Origin of the sequence: Mesobacillus jeotgali (assembly GCF_002874535.1) — a bacterium.
In the GTDB taxonomy this organism is placed as follows: domain Bacteria; phylum Bacillota; class Bacilli; order Bacillales; family Cytobacillaceae; genus Mesobacillus; species Mesobacillus jeotgali.
The window spans coordinates 955153-974649 of the sequence record NZ_CP025025.1 but is presented as its reverse complement, the minus strand read 5'-3'; the positions used below and the strand labels follow the sequence as shown (position 1 = coordinate 974649).

Annotated in this window: 17 protein-coding genes and 2 riboswitches; of the genes, 3 read left to right on the top strand and 14 right to left on the bottom strand. The window is 41.3% G+C overall.

All coding sequences use genetic code 11. The features are described 5' to 3' along the window. Positions 1–61 precede the first annotated feature (61 nt). The 4 genes from CD004_RS04750 to thiT form a co-directional block, all read right to left on the bottom strand. A complete protein-coding gene (locus tag CD004_RS04750; protein ID WP_102261713.1) occupies positions 62–223 on the bottom strand; it encodes a FeoB-associated Cys-rich membrane protein in 162 nt (53 codons plus the stop codon). Between the two features lie 21 nt (positions 224–244). Then, on the bottom strand, positions 245–2254 hold the full coding sequence (feoB, locus tag CD004_RS04745; RefSeq protein WP_102261712.1) for a ferrous iron transport protein B: 2010 nt from the start codon (positions 2252–2254) through the stop codon (positions 245–247). Continuing rightward, on the bottom strand, positions 2254–2478 hold the full coding sequence (locus CD004_RS04740; protein ID WP_102261711.1) for a FeoA family protein: 225 nt from the start codon (positions 2476–2478) through the stop codon (positions 2254–2256). The genes feoB and CD004_RS04740 overlap by 1 nt, the downstream gene beginning before the upstream one ends. A 287-nt stretch (positions 2479–2765) precedes the next feature. Beyond that, positions 2766–3362: an energy-coupled thiamine transporter ThiT gene (gene thiT, locus CD004_RS04735; RefSeq protein ID WP_102261710.1), complete on the bottom strand. Its 597-nt coding sequence runs from the start codon at positions 3360–3362 to the stop codon at positions 2766–2768. 108 nt (positions 3363–3470) lie between these two features. Further along, a riboswitch (TPP riboswitch) is annotated at positions 3471–3577 on the bottom strand. Positions 3578–3823: 246 nt separating this feature from the next. Between thiT and CD004_RS04730 the strand changes: the two genes are divergently transcribed. Next, positions 3824–4954: a histidine kinase N-terminal domain-containing protein gene (locus tag CD004_RS04730; protein ID WP_102261709.1), complete on the top strand. Its 1131-nt coding sequence runs from the start codon at positions 3824–3826 to the stop codon at positions 4952–4954. A gap of 52 nt (positions 4955–5006) precedes the next feature. Here the strand turns inward: CD004_RS04730 and CD004_RS04725 are convergent, their stop codons facing one another. Next, positions 5007–6281, bottom strand: coding sequence for a dicarboxylate/amino acid:cation symporter (locus CD004_RS04725; protein WP_102261708.1), 1275 nt, complete (start codon positions 6279–6281; stop codon positions 5007–5009). A gap of 124 nt (positions 6282–6405) precedes the next feature. Between CD004_RS04725 and CD004_RS04720 the strand changes: the two genes are divergently transcribed. After that, positions 6406–6969: a GNAT family N-acetyltransferase gene (locus CD004_RS04720; protein WP_102261707.1), complete on the top strand. Its 564-nt coding sequence runs from the start codon at positions 6406–6408 to the stop codon at positions 6967–6969. Positions 6970–6983: 14 nt separating this feature from the next. Here CD004_RS04720 and CD004_RS04715 read toward each other — a convergent pair whose 3' ends face one another. Then, positions 6984–8051: an ATP-binding protein gene (locus tag CD004_RS04715; RefSeq protein ID WP_158651485.1), complete on the bottom strand. Its 1068-nt coding sequence runs from the start codon at positions 8049–8051 to the stop codon at positions 6984–6986. A 499-nt stretch (positions 8052–8550) separates the two neighbouring features. Between CD004_RS04715 and CD004_RS04710 the strand changes: the two genes are divergently transcribed. Next, positions 8551–9900, top strand: coding sequence for a hemolysin family protein (locus tag CD004_RS04710; RefSeq protein WP_102261705.1), 1350 nt, complete (start codon positions 8551–8553; stop codon positions 9898–9900). A 181-nt stretch (positions 9901–10081) separates the two neighbouring features. On the opposite strand, the gene CD004_RS04705 is transcribed toward CD004_RS04710, so the two are convergent. The 8 genes from CD004_RS04705 to CD004_RS04670 all read right to left on the bottom strand — a co-directional run bounded on the left by CD004_RS04705 (position 10082) and on the right by CD004_RS04670 (position 19292). Next, complete coding sequence (locus tag CD004_RS04705; RefSeq protein ID WP_102261704.1) at positions 10082–11038, bottom strand: cation diffusion facilitator family transporter; 957 nt, start codon at positions 11036–11038, stop codon at positions 10082–10084. Between the two features lie 164 nt (positions 11039–11202). Next, positions 11203–12999: a TIGR04190 family B12-binding domain/radical SAM domain protein gene (locus CD004_RS04700; RefSeq protein WP_102261703.1), complete on the bottom strand. Its 1797-nt coding sequence runs from the start codon at positions 12997–12999 to the stop codon at positions 11203–11205. Between the two features lie 257 nt (positions 13000–13256). Beyond that, a complete protein-coding gene (locus CD004_RS04695; RefSeq protein WP_102261702.1) occupies positions 13257–13610 on the bottom strand; it encodes a hypothetical protein in 354 nt (117 codons plus the stop codon). Positions 13611–13727: 117 nt separating this feature from the next. Next, positions 13728–15191 (bottom strand): DUF4153 domain-containing protein, encoded by a 1464-nt coding sequence (locus tag CD004_RS04690; RefSeq protein WP_102261701.1) that lies wholly within the window; start codon positions 15189–15191, stop codon positions 13728–13730. A gap of 100 nt (positions 15192–15291) precedes the next feature. Continuing rightward, positions 15292–15933 carry an HAAS signaling domain-containing protein gene (locus CD004_RS04685; RefSeq protein WP_102261700.1) on the bottom strand — a complete coding sequence of 214 codons (642 nt, stop codon included), beginning with the start codon at positions 15931–15933 and terminating at the stop codon, positions 15292–15294. Continuing rightward, the gene (locus CD004_RS04680; RefSeq protein ID WP_102261699.1) at positions 15914–16261 is read right to left on the bottom strand and encodes a PadR family transcriptional regulator; all 348 of its coding nucleotides are present in this window, start codon (positions 16259–16261) and stop codon (positions 15914–15916) included. Before CD004_RS04680 ends, CD004_RS04685 begins: the two co-directional genes overlap by 20 nt. Before the next feature lie 120 nt (positions 16262–16381). Continuing rightward, on the bottom strand, positions 16382–16705 hold the full coding sequence (sugE, locus tag CD004_RS04675; protein ID WP_102261698.1) for a quaternary ammonium compound efflux SMR transporter SugE: 324 nt from the start codon (positions 16703–16705) through the stop codon (positions 16382–16384). A gap of 84 nt (positions 16706–16789) precedes the next feature. Then, a riboswitch (guanidine-I (ykkC/yxkD leader) is annotated at positions 16790–16889 on the bottom strand. 45 nt (positions 16890–16934) lie between these two features. Next, positions 16935–19292 (bottom strand): sensor domain-containing protein, encoded by a 2358-nt coding sequence (locus CD004_RS04670; RefSeq protein ID WP_102261697.1) that lies wholly within the window; start codon positions 19290–19292, stop codon positions 16935–16937. Positions 19293–19497: the final 205 nt, after the last annotated feature.

Genomic DNA, 19497 nt, shown 5'->3' with positions numbered 1-19497 from the left:
AATATATACCCTTTCAATAGCCTTATAGAAAAAGGAATGCAGCTAACTGCATTCCCTCTGATTATTTTATCTGTTTTTCCTGGCTGATGCTGCAGTTGCTTGAACATGAGCTTTGGATGGAGCAGGCAGCGCATTTCCCTTCCTTCGACTTCTTGATGAACCGGTAGAAGGCCCAGCCGGCATATCCGAATATAGCACCGCCGATTAAGATGTTTGCGATCATAGATCCTTCCTCCTTCCAGGCTTAGGTTAATCCTACCAACCTACCGCCCTGATAAATAACCAGAGACAAAACATATGCGATAACCAGTGCATAAGTGATTGAAAAAGCAGTCCAACGTTTTGAAGCAGTTTCCTTGTAAATGGTTGCGACCGTTGCAAGACACGGAATATATAACAATATGAATGCCATGAAACTGTATGCAGCAAGTGGTGTATAATGGGCTGCTAGCAAACCTTGCAAACTTGCTTCATCAGGAACAAAATAAATGATATTCATAGTTGAAATAATAGCTTCTTTTGCCAGGAAACCGGTAAAAAGTGATGCACTTGCCTGCCAAGTCCCAAAGCCTATAGGAGCAAATAACGGTGCGAAAATACCCCCAAGAAGCGCTAAATAGCTGTCATCCATGCTGACATTCACGCCTTCCGGGCCGGCGTAGGCGAGCAGCCAGATCAGGACGGACCCTGCGAAAATGAAGGTTCCAGCCTTCTTTACAAATCCCTTTCCCTTATCCCATGTGCTTCTCCAAAGCGCTCTTGCCTGTGGCAGCCTGTATGGCGGAAGCTCGATGACGAATACCGAAGTTTCACCCTTCAAAAGAGTTTTCGAGAATACTTTAGCCAGAATAAGTGCAATCACTACTCCTAATACATATAAGCTCAAAACGATTACTGCCTTCTGCTCCACAAAAAACGCTCCGACAAACAAGGCGTATACGGGCAATCGGGCTGAACATGACATAAGTGGCGTCAACAGGATGGTCATCAGTCTTTCCTTTGGCGTCTCAATGGTCCTTGCTGCCATGATTCCTGGTACATTACAGCCGAAGCCAATCATCATCGGGATGAACGCTTTTCCGTTCAATCCGACTGATTCCATCAAGCGGTCCATTACAAGCGCGACACGTGCCATATAACCCGAATCCTCGAGCAAGGAAATGAAAAAGAACAAAATGAAGATTTGCGGTACGAAAACGAGGACTCCCCCTACCCCGGCAACAATTCCATCAAGAATAAGGTCTTTTATGAATGTTGAAGCACCTACCGCAGCCAATGCTGCTGTAATCCCCGATGTTAATGGTCCGGACAAAAATGCATCCAATGCGTCTGAAAGCGGGAAGCCAAGCCAGTCAAAGGTAAGCATGAACATGATATACATAAGGACTAAAAATATCGGGATTCCGAGAAACTTATTTGTCACGATCATGTCAACTTTTTCAGTCAACGGCACCTTGTTATTATCCAGACTTTTAGTAGCGGCAGATACTATTTTATCGATCGCTTCACTTCGCTTCCGGTGGATCACTTGGTCGAGTGCTTGCTTACTGTCTGTATTTTTCTGTTGGGAAACAGTAACTAAGTTGATTAACCTTTCTATTTCATCGATCGGCAAAATTGTCGCCAGGTAGCTTTTTACATATGGATTGCCTTCGAACAGCTGAAGAGCGAGCCAGCGAACTGGATGTTGTGTCTTTCCGGCCAGTTTATTCTCGAGTTCCAATATTCCCGCTTCAATCGCTTTTCCATAATAAACGTGATTGTTCTTTCCTGTTCCAACAGTTCCATCAGTCACTAGCTCCGAAAGCTCGTTACAACCTTTTCCTGTCCTGGCAACAACAGGTGCTACGGTCACTCCCAGGGATTCAGACAGTTTATGAATATCAATCTGAATGCCCCTGTTTTTTGCCACATCCAGCATGTTCAAGCCAATAATGACCGGTGCACCGTACTCCAATAGCTGCAAAGTAAGGTGAAGGTTTCGCCTTAGCTGGGAAGCATCCAGGATATTCAGAAGTTTTTCGAATGGTTCATTCAGGAAGAAATTCGTAACGACCCCTTCATCTTTAGATAGGGGATTGAGAGTATAAACCCCAGGCAGGTCGATAAGCTGATCCTTGCCATTTTTAAAAAGACCTACTTTCTTTTCGACGGTTACACCGCTCCAGTTGCCTACATATTCATAGGAACCTGTTAAGTTATTAAACAATGAAGTTTTTCCCGTGTTAGGATTGCCAATCAGCGCAATATTCATTATACCCGCTCCACTTCGATCCTTAGTGCTTCTTTGCGGCGGATTCCGATGCATTGTCCGCATGATTCAACCATGACTGGGCCTCCAAAAGGCAGGATGCATTTCACGCACACTTCTGAGCCTTCCGAAATTCCCAAATCAAGCAATCTTCTTCTGACAAATTTGTCAGCACCAGCTATATTCATGATCCGGCCCTTTTCACCAGTCTTTAATTTTCCTAGCATAGCCATCACCTTTTTCAAGTTTGTTAGTTTTTATGAGAAATTATGTTGCTAGCTCTTCACTTTTTACACCTATTTTTTCTAAATGAGAATGATTATCTTTATTTAATCAGTTTAGCTCGACTTCCACTGTGACTTAAATCACTATAACTCAGCTACAAACGTGTATTTTATGCAAACTCCATATAATGGACAATATTTTCACCAGTATGCACTTTATCTACATTATATACCTATAAGGGTAATTATTGGACATAAAAACAGGAGAGCTGTTTCAGCTCTCCTTCACATCATATTTTATTGCTGACTTGTGTAGATTTAACCATCCTAGCCGGAGCGTTTCCGATGACAAGAATGATGATAATGGCGCTCAAAATCATGCTCGGAATCATGTAGGTACCGTTATATATAATTGAATAAAGCCATGCTGGCTGTCCTTCTGGCGCCCACACTCCAAAAAAGATCCAGCCGGAAAAGAAATGGGCGATAAAGCGAAGCAAGCTGCCAATGAAAGTACCAGCAATGATAAAACCAATCCATTTTTTCTTATCGCCATTTTGGATGCTGTCCTTAATCTGTCTGGCAAAAATACCCGCAATTCCAAGGACGGTAAAGGCTACCAAATAATCGATGAATCCCTGTAGAGGATGGTATATTTGCGAAAAACCGAGAATGAATTGCAATAATCCAAGAAGCAGGCCAGTGATTGCTCCGCCCTTGATACCCCAGCGGAATGCCATCAGGAATACAGGCACCATCGCAATCGATACTGAACCGCCCTGCGGCCAGATCCTTGAGAAAATGAATCCTGAAAATAAATCAAGCAAATAAGCCAGTGCGGAAAATACGGCAATTTCCACTAAAAAGAGAGTTTGTTTTTGTTTCATGTCTTGTTCCTCCTTCTTTTAAGAATGAGGTCCGTTTCTAACACGCCTTTTCTGCTTCAGAAACAAAAAAAGCAATCGAGGGATCGATATAGGATTCCCAAGATTGCTTTCCTATCGCATCCACATTCCTTCGCTAGCATTAACTAACAGGTTCAAAGGGTAAGAACTCGGCCGCTCACTCTCAGCTGCTTTACGCAGCTCCCCTTGTGGTTATTATTTAGTTTCTACACTATGAATATACTACTTCTTAAATATTATCACAAGTCATACAGATAACTTTTCCTATACGTGTCGAATCAAATTAGACAAATCTCAGCCAGTATTGCTAAAAATATCGGTCTTTTGTCACAATTTTAGCTATTCGACGCGATTCCACTCATGTTCTTATTATTCGACAAAGGGTTTTCAGGGTTTTCCTCGAATCTTTAATACCGAAATGAAAAACTGGGGGACTTAATGAAATGCTGCCAATTACGGATAACCGATTGCTTAGCTTCCTGACTAGTGAAAAAGAAAACCTCATTGCCGACTGGACAGAAAAAATAATCGTCTCTGAAGATGATCCATATAAAGAGAAAATAAGCAAGAACGCTGAGAGAATGTATGCAGTCATTCTTTCGGTATTTTCAAAGACAAGTGATGAATTGGAAGAACATATTCAGGAGCTTGCTTTCATGGTTGGAGAAGAACGTGTACGAGCTGATATTAACATTGGCGATTTTGTTTATAATGTTAATTCTGGACGCTCGGTTCTATATAAACACCTTCATAAAATGAATATGGAATGGACAGAAATGCAAGAGGCCATCAACTCAATCAATTACTGTTTCGATACCTTTTTGTATTACGCTGTATCTTATTATAATGAACAGAAAAACAAGATCATCGAGGAAAAAAACCAATTTATCGATTCAACACATAAAGACAGGCTGACATTGCTCGGCCAGATGACTTCCAGCTTCATCCATGAATTCCGCAATCCGTTGACTTCCATTCAGGGCTTCATCCAGCTCTTGAGATCTGAACATCAAGATATGAAGTATCTTGATATTATCTCAAGCGAGCTAGAACAACTGAATTTCCGGATTTCGCAATTCTTGCTGCTATCAAAAAAAGAACTCATTGGAAAAGAAAAGACTGTCTTCTCGTTGAATAAAATGATTGAAGAAGTGTTAAATTTCCTGTACCCCAGCATCCTTGACACGAATGTCCGGATTATCAAGGAGGTAGCCGACGATATGGAATTATTCGGCTATGCAGATGAAATCAGGCAGGTCCTCATCAATATCATCTTCAATGCGATTGATGTACTGAGCCAGTATCGTGATGATCCGCAAATCCAGATAAAAGGATTTTTCGTGAATGATACCCATATCAAAATAGAGATTTCAAATAATGGTCCAGTCATTCCTGACCATTTGTTAAAAACGATTTTTGAACCTTTCGTTACCACCAAAACACTTGGAACGGGACTTGGATTGTTCGTCTGCCGTGAAATCATCGAAAAGCATAAAGGCATACTCGCCTGTTCATCAGAACCTGACAAAACGTCTTTCATCATGCTGCTGCCATTAACAAGAATTGAAATTTAAGAGATTATCAGAACAAAGAGACCCCGCCTGCCATGGCGGGGTCTTTCCTTCTTTATTTAAAAGATTCAAGTGAGTGGTCTTCCGCTACATTTCTTACTTTGCTCTTCTCCGGACGCAATACATGTTTTTTTTCAGACTCAGCAACAATTACCGCACAAGCCGCGTCTCCTGTAATGTTGACAGCGGTGCGAGCCATATCAAGCAGTCGGTCGATACCGAGGATCAGGCCAATTCCTTCAACAGGCAGACCTACAGACTGCAGTACCATGGCCAACATGATCAAACCAACGCCTGGAACCCCTGCTGTCCCTATGCTTGCAAGCACGGCAGTCAAGACGACAGTCAAAAGCTCGGCCATTGTGAGGTCGGCACCATATACCTGGGCGATGAAGACAGTAGCTACCCCCTGCATGATTGCAGTTCCATCCATGTTGATCGTCGCTCCAAGAGGCTGAACGAAGCTGCTGACTGATTCAGGGACACGGAGGTTCTTCTGTGCTGTTTCCATAGATACAGGCAGTGTTGCATTACTGCTCGAAGTACTGAAGGCTACCCCCATCGCCGGGGAGAATTGTTTGAAGAACCAGAATGGATTTTTCTTACCAATGAAATATACGCTTGATCCATAGGTGATGAACGCATGGACAACTAGGGCCAGTACAACGACAAGCATGTATACTCCCATCGCCTTGATGGCATCGATTCCCTGGCTTCCGATTGCTGTTGCGATCAACCCAAAGGTTCCGTACGGAGCAAATTTCATGACAAGTCCTACCAGATACATCATGATCTCATTTCCTTGTTGGACCAGATTCAGAATCCCTTTTGTTTTGTCACCAAGTGCCGTTAATGCAATTCCGATGAATATGGCCAAAACAATTACCTGCAGCATATTCCCGGTTGTCAGTGCTTCAAACGGGTTTGCCGGAATAAGATTTAAAAAGGTTTCACCAACTGGCGGTGCTTCCTCAGCTTTGAATTCAGCACTGCCTGTGTCAAATTCGCCCATCAACCCTGGCTTGATAAGATAGGCAAGAGCAAGGCCAATGGAAATGGCAATCGCCGTGGTCCCTAAAAAGAAGCCAACAGTCTTTACTCCAATCCTCCCAAGCTTTTTCGGATCACCTAACCCCGCTGTTCCGAGAATGATTGAAAACAAGACAATCGGTACGACAAGCATACTGATTAAATTGATGAATATCTTGCCAAGAGGCGTGAACAGGAATTTATCTAAAACAGTGAATAATTCGGGTGAAAAAATGTTGAGGATCAGCCCGGTCATCGCTCCAAGTCCAAGGCCAATCAAAATCTTAGTCGTTAATTTCATAGTCTCCTCCCAGAAAAAAAGATAAAAAAACAATGTAAGGCTTTATTCCCTCTTTTGCCCGATTTAAACCACGGCGGGTTAATTGGTCAATACTTCCATCAGAATAAAGATTAAGGAGGACTTTATGTCTGTTATAAAAGTTGATTCTGAACTTGAGCTTCGAATATTTGAGCCGCGTGAAGCTGAAGAGTTGTTCTGGCTTGTGGATTCTAACCGCCGCTTTTTACGGAAATGGCTTCCCTGGATTGACGGCATTCAATCACCAGGACAATTTTTTTCAGTCATACAATTGTGGCAGAGAAATCATCTGGAAGGAAGCAGCACTCATTTTGGCATCCGATACAGAGGAGTCCTTGCAGGCAGTATCAGTCTGCATGCAATTGATCCGAGTAACTCGCAGGCCAGCATCGGCTATTACCTGTCTGAGAAACTGCAAGGAAGAGGCATTACCATCAGAGCGGTGAAAACATTGATAAACCATGCTTTTTATGAGATTGGACTTAACCGCATTGAGATAAGGTGCGGCAAGGACAATCATTCAAGCAAGGCAATTCCCAGGAAGCTTGGCTTTATCGAGGAAGGGGTCATCCGTGATGGAGAATATTTAAATGGAAGATTTCATGATTTGGTTGTATACGGCCTCCTTTCAAGAGAGTGGCATAGAAGACGTACTGTTCATCCCTTTTAACGCTGTTAAGAAAATCAGTGGATCGGCAGCTTGATGGTGAATGTTGTTTCTTTACAACTTGAGCCTACATGGATTGTGCCTTGGTGTTCTTCGACTATTTTATAGCAGATCATCAAACCCAGTCCGTTCCCATTCGCCTTTGTCGTAAAAAAAGGCTTGCCGATCTTGTCCAAATCCTCCGCAGGAATTCCTTTACCAGTATCAGTGATGGAAATGGTCAAATCCTCTTTGGATTTGAAAACTGCAATCGTGATTTCTCCTGGCATATCCATCGCATCAATCGCATTCATCAGCATATTGATTAATACCTGTTTGATCTTATTCCCATCACAAAGAAACATTCCGTCACTCAATGTGGATTCTTTCGTTATTTCAACGCACTTCTTTGCTGCCTCAGCCATCAGCAAAGTGATGGCATGATCAATCAAATCATTCATATCAAAGGGCTTAAAGTCAGATTTATGTGGCTTTGCCATGAGCATCAGCTCTTTTGAGACAGACTCCATCCGCTTTATTTCCTCTTCCATGATCGCTAAATAATTGTGATTCAATTCTTGTCCAGACTTCATAAGCTGGATAAACCCCTTCAGGCTTGTCAAAGGGTTCTTGATTTCGTGCGCAATACCTGCGGCCAGCTGGCCAACAACATTCAATTTTTCATACTCAAGGATAAAATGCTCTGCTTTGATTTTTGCAGAAACATCACTTGTAACTGAAAACAGTTCAAATGGGGCATTTGTTTCGGGATGGCGAACAACTGAGATTTGTGAGTTCACCCAAATATACACTCCATCTTTTCGCTTAATACGATAAGTTAGATTGCATACATCCTCAGTTACAGGGATGGTAGTATTCAAAATCCTATTATAATCTTCTGCATGGACAAATAAAGTGTACAGTCTTCCGACTAAATCAGATGGCTCATAACCGAGCATGGAACGAACAGATGGCGAAACATACTTAATAAGACCATCCGGAGTCCTTTTGCATATAAAATCCATGGATGGTTCAACCCAAATTTTCTCAGTCGTCTTTTCGACTTTTTGTAACCTTGTTTCCAAAGTGGATATAAGAATACTCATAGACATCCTCCCTTTTGTAAAATTTTACTGAATATTTAAACTTATTTCAATTCAAAATGTTAAAAATACACAGAAAAAGGGTTTTATTTACATTGGGAAATTTTTCTTAAGTTTAGGAAAAGCACTAATTTGTTAAAATCTGAATTTTCCAATATAATTAAACATAAACTTCATACTTTATGTGTCCGTTTCATACATTGATATCAAAACGTATTAATGTTCCCCTCAATTATTCTCTATATGGTATAATAAAATTTAAATGATAAAGCTGAGGTGGTATGATGGGGCAATCTATCGTATCAAGAATTTAACAGCTGCAAAAGCGGTAGGAACAGCATAACAGGTTGTTGGCCCTGGCTGGACCAGCCGCTCGGAACGGGCCGTTATTATTTCTTGATGAATTTAATCATTTAAATTGAAGCCTGCAAATCCAGGCTTAATTTTGAGTTTACTGGGAGGTGACTCCTTACCCGCACACCAGCGGGCTAAGGGAACTTATTTGGACATATTTAACTTGGTTTGGATAGCCATTTTAATTGCTTTAACGGCATTTTTCGTCGTTTCAGAATTTGCGATTGTTAAAGTGAGGAGTTCCAGAATCGACCAATTAATAGAGGAAGGCAGCAAAAAAGCTGTGCTCGCAAAAAGAGTCATTTCCAATCTGGATGAGTACCTTTCTGCTTGCCAGCTGGGGATTACGGTCACCGCTCTTGGTATTGGCTGGCTTGGAGAGCCGGCGATTGCCGATCTGCTAAAACCGCTATTCACCAGCCTGGATATTCCCGAATCCTTTGGACATGTCTTGTCAGTGGGGATTGCGTTTGCGACGATCACATTCCTGCATGTCGTAGTCGGGGAGTTGGCCCCAAAGACATTAGCGATCCAAAAAGCGGAATGGGTGTCGCTGAATACAGCTGGTCCACTGATCCTTTTTTACAAGATCATGTATCCATTCATCTGGCTGTTGAACGGATCTGCCCGTCTTGCTGTTGGTCTTGTAGGCCTTAAACCTGCCTCTGAACAGGATTTGGCCCATTCTGAGGAAGAACTTCGCATTATCCTGTCTGAGAGCTTTAAAAGTGGTGAAATCAACCAGTCAGAGTTTAAGTATGTAAATAAAATTTTCGAATTTGACAACCGGATCGCCAAAGAAATCATGGTGCCCCGCACGGAAATTATTTCGTTGTCAAAAGAGGATTCACTGGAGAGTTTTCTCCAGATTGTAAAGGAAGAGAAATTCACACGATACCCTGTCATTGACGGAGACAAGGACCATATTGTCGGATTAGTCAATATAAAAGAAGTAATGACTGACCTCATCAATGAACAAGGACGGAGCAAAAAAGCGCTAGATTCATATATTCGCCCAATCATCCGAGTCATCGACAGCATTCCAATCCATGACTTGCTGGTAAAAATGCAAAAAGAACGCATTCACATGGCAATCTTGATGGACGAATATGGCGGAACTTCCGGACTCGTAACAGTAGAAGATATCCTTGAAGAAATTGTAGGAGAAATTCGTGACGAGTTCGATATGGATGAAGTGCCTATGATACGCAAAATCCAAGAAAGCCATTATATCATCGATGCCAAACTGCTTGTCAGTGAGGTGAATGAACTTCTGGCACTTGATATCAACGATGAAGATGTCGATACAATCGGCGGCTGGATGCTTACCGAAAATTACGAAGTCAAGCAAGGCGACGTCGTCAGCTTCGGGTCTTACCTTTTCAAAATCACCGAAATGGAAGAGCATCACATCAAATATATCGAAGTAACGAAACAACCTGAAATCGAAAAGACAGCAGATAGTTTTTTTATGAACAAGACTGAGGTAGTTTCATAGAAATCCTGAGGCAACTTGGTCAGCCCGACAAGTGACTCGAGCCGCTCAAAGCTAACGTTCACGTAAGATATTCGAGGAACCAATCTTTGGGATGAAAATAGGCTAGGCGAAGAAGCTTGACACTAATCTACGAATTTACGAAAAAACAGGCAGATACCAAACTCTGCCTGTTTTTTTGCATTTATACTTTCCAAGTTTGGACGTCGTCTGCTTCGATGATTCCCATAATAACATCATCAACGTCCGGGTCCTTTAGTACGTTATCCCTGACCCTGAACTTGATGTCATCTGCATCAGCCAGTGTCAGCCCTTTGCGGAGTTCCAGATAGCTTTCAACATGGTACTGCCTGCCCTCCTGGACAATCCTTAATGTATTGATATCAATGACATCTGGATCTGACAGGATGAGATTAGCTATACGGTCCTCAACTACTTTAGGTGCTGCAACACCAATGAGACCTACCGTATTCTCATACCCAATCTTCAAAGCAATCCCGATCAGCAGGATGCCAATCAGCAAGGTTCCAATACCATCAAGCAAATAAAATCCTGTTACATGGGCAAGGACGATTGAAGCCAATGCTAGGAGCGCTCCAAATGTTGCAATTAAATCTTCATAGAAAACCAGTCTTGTCGGCGGTGCTGCAAGGCTAACATTCTTAAATGCATTTGCGACTATACCAAAGCCCTTAGCATCGCTTCTTGTTTCATGAGCAATCTCTTTCATGGCCTTAACCAGAATTCCTCCATCAACAAGTACCGCAATTGCCATGATAATGACATTAAGCCACAAATTGGATGAAGCTTTCGGATGCTGGACCAGCTCCCACCCTTTGAGGACTGTTTCGTATGCCATTATCGAAATGATGATGACCGCCACAAGTACGAACAAGTTTACAACCCGTCCAAATCCAGTCGGGAAGCGTTTGGTTGCTTCTTTTTCAGAAATAGCACTGCCGATGAAAACAAAAAATTGATTCAATGCATCCGCAACCGAATGAAGCGTTGTCGCGAGCATCGTACCGCTTCCACTGATACCAGCAGCTACCCCTTTGATGATTGCAAGAAAGGTATTCCCAAGCGCAGCAATCCCTGAAGATTTATTTCCTCTTTTAAAAAATTCAATCATTGATGACATTTCTCCACCCGCTTTGCTATTTTCTTCTATCGGTTATTTGTCCTTTACATTTTTCACATTTCTGTCTTCTTTAAACATCTATTTAAATTTAGCTGATAGGATTAGAGTAAGGGATCGCTAAAAAACCCATCAAGAATATCTCCTGATGGGCTCATTTCTAAAATTTACGTCCTGCTTTTAGAGGCTTCTCCAACTCTTTTGTTATAGGCATTCCATTTCTGTTTAGCGTTGATCAAAATATCCTCTACCAACAACTCGATTCCGATTGCCGTCAGCGAAAAGACATCAGCATAATGCTTCTTCACTTCCCATTTCAATTCATGCTTCCCGCAAATGCTGTATTTGTTCACTTCTTCCATTTCCTTGCTGAGCAGAGCCAGTTGCTGTTTTTTTTCCTGTTCAGGCAGAGCAACGATTTCATCGATTTTTTCTATATATTCAAGTGACTTGGTGATTTTCTCATTCACCTCATCATGTGTCTTTTTGTCTACAAGGCCGTACTTAAGTTTAAAGGCATTAAGGCTTCTGGCAGATTCATAAGTTGACCTCACAATTTCATCCCTGCTCATATAATCAGTTTCAAAGCTGAGCATGTATTTCCATGATGGCTGGGTGATTGCCTTTCTATGGTCTTCAATTGTATGGCAGAATTTCTTATAGCCATATTTTGCAGGGTCTTCAAACGCCGGGCTAGCAGGATCCAGGAATGGAGCAAGCGGGGCGACAAAATAGGATAGTCGTTTATCCTCACCGCATTCATTGTGAATCTTCTCACAAAAACCGACATTATCAAGGGCGCTTTGATAATCTTGATGCGGTATGCCAACCATGAAAAATATATCAATTTTCTTGCAGCTATGCTTCAATGCAGATTGAAGCGTTTCAATCACTTTTGCATTTGTACAGTTGAACTTGCCGTTATAACGGCGAATCTTCTCATCATGTGTTTCCAAGGTCAATTCAACGCTGTATTTCGGTACAACCTTCTCGATTTTTGCGAAAAACTCTTCGTTTGCATATTGAAATAATTCAAATACCAACTCATTCTTAAGATTGATCTTGCCGAGCCTCTCAAAAAATTCATCGACATACTCCTTACCCGCCTGGCGTATATCATGAAGGATGAAAATCGGTGCCCTGCTGAAGCGCTGGATGAAAAGAATGTCTTCAACTAGTTTCGCAGGCGAGCGTTTAGCCAGAACTTTACGGTTACAGTTATCCTTGTACGATTGTTTCGAGCCTCCGCAAATCAAGCATCCCTGGGTACATCCCTTTGCCGTGAGGATCGCCGTATTAGGGTATTGAAGCCAGCCGTTGTATGGCAGTGGATCCAGGAAGTTTTTATATTTGAAGACTGACTTGATTGTATAACGGTAACCGGGAATATCAAATTCATCCAGGCTGTCAGGAACATGGCTTAGCGGGTTGTATACTGGAGTGTCCCCGTCCTTCCAAGTAAGGTTTGGGATCCCACCCAGATGATGAGTTCCATTTTTCAAATTGTTGATCAAAAGGAGCATTAATTTTTCAGTTGAATCGCCCCGCATAACATAGTCAATAAATGGATATTCAATTAGCTCTTTATGGTAATAAGTTGCTGATAAACCGCCAAAAACCATAGGAGTTTCAGGATGAAGATTTTTCACAATTTTCGCCAGTTCAATACTTCCATGAGCGTGCGGGAGCCAGTGAAGGTCAATACCAAAAGCCCGTGTCTTGATCTTTTTCAACTTCTTTTCCACATCAAAATTTTCATCCATCAGCATTCGATTCGCGATGTTGATGATTTTAACGCGCAAACCCTGGCGTTCTAAATATTCCGCAATGCTCGTCAGGCCAATAGGATACATTTCGAATACTGGAGAGGATGGAACGACGTCACTGATTGGACCAGCCAACAGCGCATTTTTCCGGAAATCGTATACACTTGGCGCATGGAGAAGAACTAAATCGTATCTCAAAATACTCACCTCGAAGTAAAATAAACTCTATTAATCTGCCTAATAAAGGCAATGTATGATTACACCTTAATGATAACTCTCGAATACTTCGTCTTAGTCCCGCAAAGTGTAATATTTTGTGAACGACTGAACAAATTCGATTCTGAAAAGCGTCAGACCCTGATGATAAAAGGGATTGTGAGATTATGAAATTTTTGTGGATGATTTGATATTTAGGTATAAAAAAAGAGACTGCTATATCGCAATCTCCCAATAAACTATTTTTCCTGCTGGACCATCAGGATTTCTTCCTCAACTCTGCCCAGTTTTAGCAAATGTGAATCCAGGCGTTTGTGGATCGTGTTGAATTCTGAATTATTTTTCATTTCTGCCTTGCTTATTATATCTTTTAACATGTTTTCGATTTTCGCGCTTTGAGCTTCTTCCATTCTTTCAAGTGCGTCTTTAATATCTGTAATATCGATCTGGTTTGATGTTACGCGATGTTCAATACTATCGACTTTCTCAAGACGGTCGAGCCTTTTTTCTATATTTTCGGTTCTTTTATTCAATGAGTCAATGGAACTCTCGATACCTTTTAAGAGATGAATGATTTCAGATAATCCTTCCATATTGCATGGCTCCCCTTTATTTGGCTTAAGGTTATTTTATCATCATTAACCACATCGATATGTTACAAAACTGGTAACAAAAAGGTTATTTGTTTGCATTTCTGCCACATTTCATCGTTACTTCAGCTCTAGGTCCCTCAACGCTTTTTCAGCGCTTCCTCTGGACATATTTATTGAATTCCAGCTTTCTTCTGAATACTGCAGATCTTGCTTCCTTTGCAGCAACAAATCTGAAAGGCCTGGGTGCTCCGGATTAATTTCATAAAGCTCCATCAGCCCCTCCACTCCTTCATAGGACAACGAATTCAGATAGTGAATATCTATTTTTCCGGTTTCTGAGTAACGCTCCAAATTGCGTTCGACGACAAATCGGTCAAGTTGGATTGTGTTGACCAAAGTATAGAAAATGATAGCGGATATAATATAAAAGCGTACAAGCGAAAGCCTATCCATCCATATCCTCATCAAGGAGTAGCATAATATCACAAGCAGGAAGATCATGAAGGAATGGGCCAGCACCCTGGCAAAGGTAAATCCGTACGCCTCTTCATACATGAACAGACGGATAAAAGCTGAATATAGCATGACTCCGCTGAAAAAAACGAGTAGTGAAAGAAGGCCGCGAATAACCAGCGTCAAAAATTTAGCACTTTTTTCAACATAAGTAACAATTGTTGAGATGATCAGTAAATTCAGCAAAGTGACAAAAAGCAGTTCAAAGAATCCTCTGCGCGCAAATTCAGCATACGTATATCCTTCTTTCAATGTTTCACTGAAGAAATATTGGAACTGGACTACCACGAATAGCAGGTAAACAATATTTAATAAAGTCAGCACTGTTAGACTGATCACGCTATCCCATGCCATTTTTTCATTTTGCGTTTGCGGTTCAGCAGGAAGAGTCTGCCTGGTTCTTAGCACCTGCAATAATCCAAAGATCACCAACGTATAAATGGTGATTGCGATTGTTCGCAAGACCTCTTCTTCTATCTTCAACGCCAAAAGCCAGCGCGGAATTGTACCTAAGAGGTTTCCAAACTGCTGGTCAGCAGAAACAAGCAGGTTGACGATGACAAACAAAAGCGGGAATGAAATAGCCACGCCGATAAACACTTTTCGAATCGTCGCACTCTTTCTTTCTTCAAGTCCCCTGACAGCCATTCTTGGAGCATACATAATGAACCTGAACACATAGGCAATCGCAGTTCCTACTGTCAAAAAGATCTTTTGGACGAATGGCCATCTATGCCATTGGTTCTCAACGGGATAGGTGACAAGCACAAGTTGTATGAGAACCATCACTGGAATCACCAGGATGTTCAGCAAATATAAAATCATATTCGAGTTCAGGAAAAAGCTGAGTGACAGCAGCCAAATTGAAGCAATCAACAGTAGTCCCAGCTTTTTATTCGTGAAGGAGAATGAACGGTATCTCCAGAAAAACACCCCATAAAAGCAAGTAATAAAAACAGGATACGACAATCCTATTATGCCATTCAAAAATGACCTTTCCGCCAAAATGCCTAAAGCAATACAGATCAGGAAAAATATCCAGTCTTCTTTTTTCAGTTTATAATCCATTTTCAATCTCTCCCTTCACCTAGAATAACTAGGTATATAGTTAAAAAAAACGCTTTGTTATTCTATATACATAGAATTTCTATGTATTAGACCAAAAAAATTAGATGGAAGCTTTTTTCCCCCATCTATATCCAATCCAGCAAATTGGATACAATAGCGCCGTAAAAAGAATACAAATAATTATGAATATCGGGCTAAGCAGCGGCTGGAACCAGTCATGCGGTATTAGCCTGAACAAAGTCAGGTTCATAAGAATGACGTTCGGCAATATAGAGAGGATAAAAGTCTTTTTCATCAATCTTCTCCCTTTATGGCCAAAGCCTTTGCCTATCTCATATCCAAGCAATGCCCAAAAAAAGAGATATAGCAAAATGATCACAGCAGGTATCGATGTGAGGCTTTTCCATGCCATGTCAATGAAAGGGAAATCAAAAAGATTATGTACCAGAGTCAGGATGGTTCCTCCAGCGAAGAAAATCAGGTTGGCCAAAATGAAAATCCATTGAGTCTTCATTGGTGTCGCTGATAGTTCTTCCCTCCAGCTATCTGCAATCTCTTCCGGAGTCCCCAATCTTGCATAAAATTCAATGATAATATCCGACTCTTCTCTTTCACTGTCATTGAACTCTTCAAGCATTTCTGAGATATGGTTGTCATATTCAGCTAAAATTTGTTCTTTGTCATTATGCTTCCCGAGATGCCTGCCAAGCTCGTTGAGGAAGTCAGTCTTTAACTGGATCATTTTTCGTTCTCCTGATTACTTTGTTCATGACATTGACGAATTGCTGCCACTCTTCTGTCTTCTCTATGAGGACTTCTCTTCCTTCTTCAGTGATCCGATAATATTTCCTCGCCGGTCCTTTTTCCTGCTCCTGCCAGTAAAATTCAATGTATTCCTGCTTTTCAAGTTTATGCAGGGCTGGATACAAGGTCCCTTCTTTTACCTGAAGACTATGATCACTGCGCTTATCCAGTTCTTTCACAAGTTCGTAACCATACATATCCCGTTCATTCAACAGCTGAAGCAGCACCAGCGATGTGCTTCCTTTTAACAGTTCACGGTTAAACATCCTATCACCTACCTAGTATTAAAAGGTATATATCCGCATCATAATATAACTTGGGTAATTTTGCAAATAGAAAATCAAAAAGCAGACTGCAATCATTTATGAGTCTGCTTTGAAATATGACTAATTGTTTCCGGACGTTGCCTTAAGGCCGATGATCCCAACCAGAATGAAGGCTACGAACATCAGCCTTAGAAGATTGCGCGGCTCTCCAAACAGGACAATCCCGAGAATGACTGCGCCTGCAGCTCCTATTCCTGTCCAGATTGCATATGCAGTACCAATTGGCAAGGTTTTGACTGCCATAGACAAAAAATAAAAGCTTATTGCCATCCCTGCCAGAGTGACCAATGATGGTACAGCTTTGGTGAATCCTTCTGTATACTTTAGGCCAATCGCCCAAACGATTTCAAATATACCAGCTATTACTAAATAAAACCAAGCCATAATCCTTAACTCCTTCCGTGATAAAAGCGCAGGCCCTGTATGTGCTTGAGCAAGACTAAAAAAACCCGGAAGATATCAATGGATATCTCCCGGGTTTTTGTCCCTCCGTGTACACAGGTATTCCTGTGCGCCCTCTCTCGGACCAGTCCAGCAAAAGCGCTGCGGAACCCTAGAGGACTTTTTATAAAAGGAATAATAACATAATCTGCACGTCCAGTCAAAAAAGGCGTCAGCTCTCCTGGAGCTCCTTGTTCATCATTATTTCATATTCATTTGATGGCAAAGGGGGCGAGTAGAAATAGCCCTGGACTTCTTGACAGCCAAGTGATTTTAACAGGTCGATTTGGGATGCCGTTTCAACACCCTCGGCAATGACCTTTAACTTCAGGTTCGTTGCCATTGAGACAATCGTTGATATGATTTCCCGGTTCTCCTGGGAGTGTGAAATGAAACTTTGGTCAATTTTCAACCGATCGACTGATAGTTTACTTAAATAGCTCAAAGAACTGTATCCTGTTCCAAAGTCATCAATGCTTACTTCAATTCCAATTTCCCTTAATTCCTGGAGCTGTGAGTTGATACTGTCTTCCTTCTTGATCATGATACTCTCAGTCACTTCGATTTCTATCAATTCACCATAAAGATTGTACTCCTTAAGGGTATGCTGCATGAACTTCACGAAATCCTCCTGGTAAAAGTGGATAATCGAGATATTGATTGAAGTACGAGGAACATCGAATCCCCGCTCCTTCCATATGACAAGCTGATTGAACACCTGCCTTATGATTAATCTCTCGAGGGGTACGATTAAGTTCGCCTCCTCGGCAATCGGGATGAATACACCAGGAGGAATCATTCCATGGCGAGGATGTTTCCATCTAGCAAGTGCTTCAGCTCCTGTTATTTCATTTGTTGTTGCATTGTATTTAGGCTGGTAAAAGACGGTGAGAGCTTTACTATTTATAGCGTTACGCAAATCATTCTCAAGCTCAAACTTATTCACGTTCTGATCCACCATGCTCTGGTCAAAAAACTGATAGTGGTTTGCACCGTTTTCTTTTGCCTTATACATCGCCATGTCAGCGTATTTCAGCAATAATTCAAGGTTATCTGTATCTTCAGGATACTTCGAGATTCCAATACTTGCTGTGATCAGGAATTCCATGCCCTCCGCAAAAAGCGGTGACTGGAATTCTCGGACAATCCCATTGGCAATCTTGTCTGGCTCATTTCCTCCAGTAACAAGAATTGCGAATTCATCTCCGCCAATTCTTGCAACAAGACATTCCTCCGGCACAACTTCTGCAAGCTTTTTGCCTATTTGCATCAAGATTTTATCACCAAACGAATGTCCGAAAGTATCATTGATCCTTTTAAACCTGTCAAAATCAAGATAAATTAACGAAAATGCTTCATCCTTTATAAATAGTGAAGCCATTACTTTCTCTAAGTTCCGTCTATTTGGCAAATCAGTAAGTTCATCGTGATATGCCAGGTACTCAATCATCTTATCTGCTTTTTTCTGTTCTGTTATGTCCCTGACTATCCCAAAGACACCAACTGTTCTATTTTTCACGATAATCCTGACTGCTGTGATCCTCACGTCCGCATATGTCGAATCAGCCCTTTTAAGGGTGGTTTCAATCAATTTCGTCTCGCCGCTAAGTACTTTCATGAAATATTTCCTGATTTTCTTTTCTTCCTCGCTGCCGCCTATTAGATCAATGAAATGCAGTCCAACTAATTCATTAGGCATGTAACCTGTCAGTTCAACGGCCTCTTTATTGACACTTAAAATATATCCTTGCAAATCCACCCTGAACACAGAATCAGGATTATGGCTGAACAAAGATAAATGCGATTGGACATTCTTCATGATGAGCTTTTCGCCAAACAGGTCAGGAACGAGCATGAATAATAAATTTGCGGCGGCCATATAGATGAACGGTGCCAGGAAAGAATGGACACCGCTTCCATCCGTAATCCCCATCATTGAAGTCAAGACGATATAAGGAATACCACCCAGAGCCATGCCCCCAAGGACACTCCCTGTATATTTATAACTTTTGATAAACTCATAAATATCCTCGTTTGTAATCTGCATTAAAAATCTGATCAGCGTGAAGGATGTAACCAAAATCATCAAAAATGCCATCACCGATAATATTGGCTGAATCTCGATTGCTTCCCTGAAGATGATATAAAATGCAGTATACTCTGCCATCATGATGCTAGCTGCGATCAACAGACTGGTGGATATATACTGCGCTGTGTTCGCAATGTCCCTTTGTGCCAGGCTCAACGCTGCATAGGACCCAGCTCCACAGATCCCAAAGAATAACAGAAAAAATAAGTAAAAATTGCTCGTCGAAAATGGGACCCCTGCGGAAATAATAACAAACAGATGGGTCAGCAAAAATGTAAGAGCCAAAAGAAGTGAATAAAGGACCATTTTACGTTTTTTTCTATCAATAGCTTTTTTGATTTGCCTGCTGAATTCTACAGCCATTATTGATGAAATGATTAAAAAAACGACAGTCAGAGCTATATTATTAAAGTCGAATATGTACATATGGGGAATATCCATCCTGCCCCTCGTTTCTGTCTGGTTTATTTGCTTTCATGGATCTGCCTATGTATGACAATTTTCGAAAAAAGACTGAAGCTTTCTAAATATTATACAATATTCGCCACTAATTGACTTGTTTCTGAGTATTATTTTCACAATTTTCATAACCATCCGTTACCAATTCAACGGTAGATTTTATATAATATAACTAGAAGCAACTCAT

Coding starts and splice junctions, on each gene's coding strand:
- CD004_RS04715 (WP_158651485.1), bottom strand. CDS start 8,051: ATGAGTATTCTTATATCCACTTTGGAAACAAGGTTACAAAAAGTCGAA.
- CD004_RS04725 (WP_102261708.1), bottom strand. CDS start 6,281: ATGAAATTAACGACTAAGATTTTGATTGGCCTTGGACTTGGAGCGATG.
- CD004_RS04705 (WP_102261704.1), bottom strand. CDS start 11,038: ATGTCATCAATGATTGAATTTTTTAAAAGAGGAAATAAATCTTCAGGG.
- thiT (WP_102261710.1), bottom strand. CDS start 3,362: ATGAAACAAAAACAAACTCTCTTTTTAGTGGAAATTGCCGTATTTTCC.
- CD004_RS04670 (WP_102261697.1), bottom strand. CDS start 19,292: ATGGATATTCCCCATATGTACATATTCGACTTTAATAATATAGCTCTG.
- feoB (WP_102261712.1), bottom strand. CDS start 2,254: ATGAATATTGCGCTGATTGGCAATCCTAACACGGGAAAAACTTCATTG.
- CD004_RS04680 (WP_102261699.1), bottom strand. CDS start 16,261: ATGTTTAACCGTGAACTGTTAAAAGGAAGCACATCGCTGGTGCTGCTT.
- CD004_RS04730 (WP_102261709.1), top strand. CDS start 3,824: ATGCTGCCAATTACGGATAACCGATTGCTTAGCTTCCTGACTAGTGAA.
- CD004_RS04750 (WP_102261713.1), bottom strand. CDS start 223: ATGATCGCAAACATCTTAATCGGCGGTGCTATATTCGGATATGCCGGC.
- CD004_RS04720 (WP_102261707.1), top strand. CDS start 6,406: ATGTCTGTTATAAAAGTTGATTCTGAACTTGAGCTTCGAATATTTGAG.
- CD004_RS04740 (WP_102261711.1), bottom strand. CDS start 2,478: ATGCTAGGAAAATTAAAGACTGGTGAAAAGGGCCGGATCATGAATATA.
- sugE (WP_102261698.1), bottom strand. CDS start 16,705: ATGGCTTGGTTTTATTTAGTAATAGCTGGTATATTTGAAATCGTTTGG.
- CD004_RS04685 (WP_102261700.1), bottom strand. CDS start 15,933: ATGATCCAGTTAAAGACTGACTTCCTCAACGAGCTTGGCAGGCATCTC.
- CD004_RS04690 (WP_102261701.1), bottom strand. CDS start 15,191: ATGGATTATAAACTGAAAAAAGAAGACTGGATATTTTTCCTGATCTGT.
- CD004_RS04695 (WP_102261702.1), bottom strand. CDS start 13,610: ATGGAAGGATTATCTGAAATCATTCATCTCTTAAAAGGTATCGAGAGT.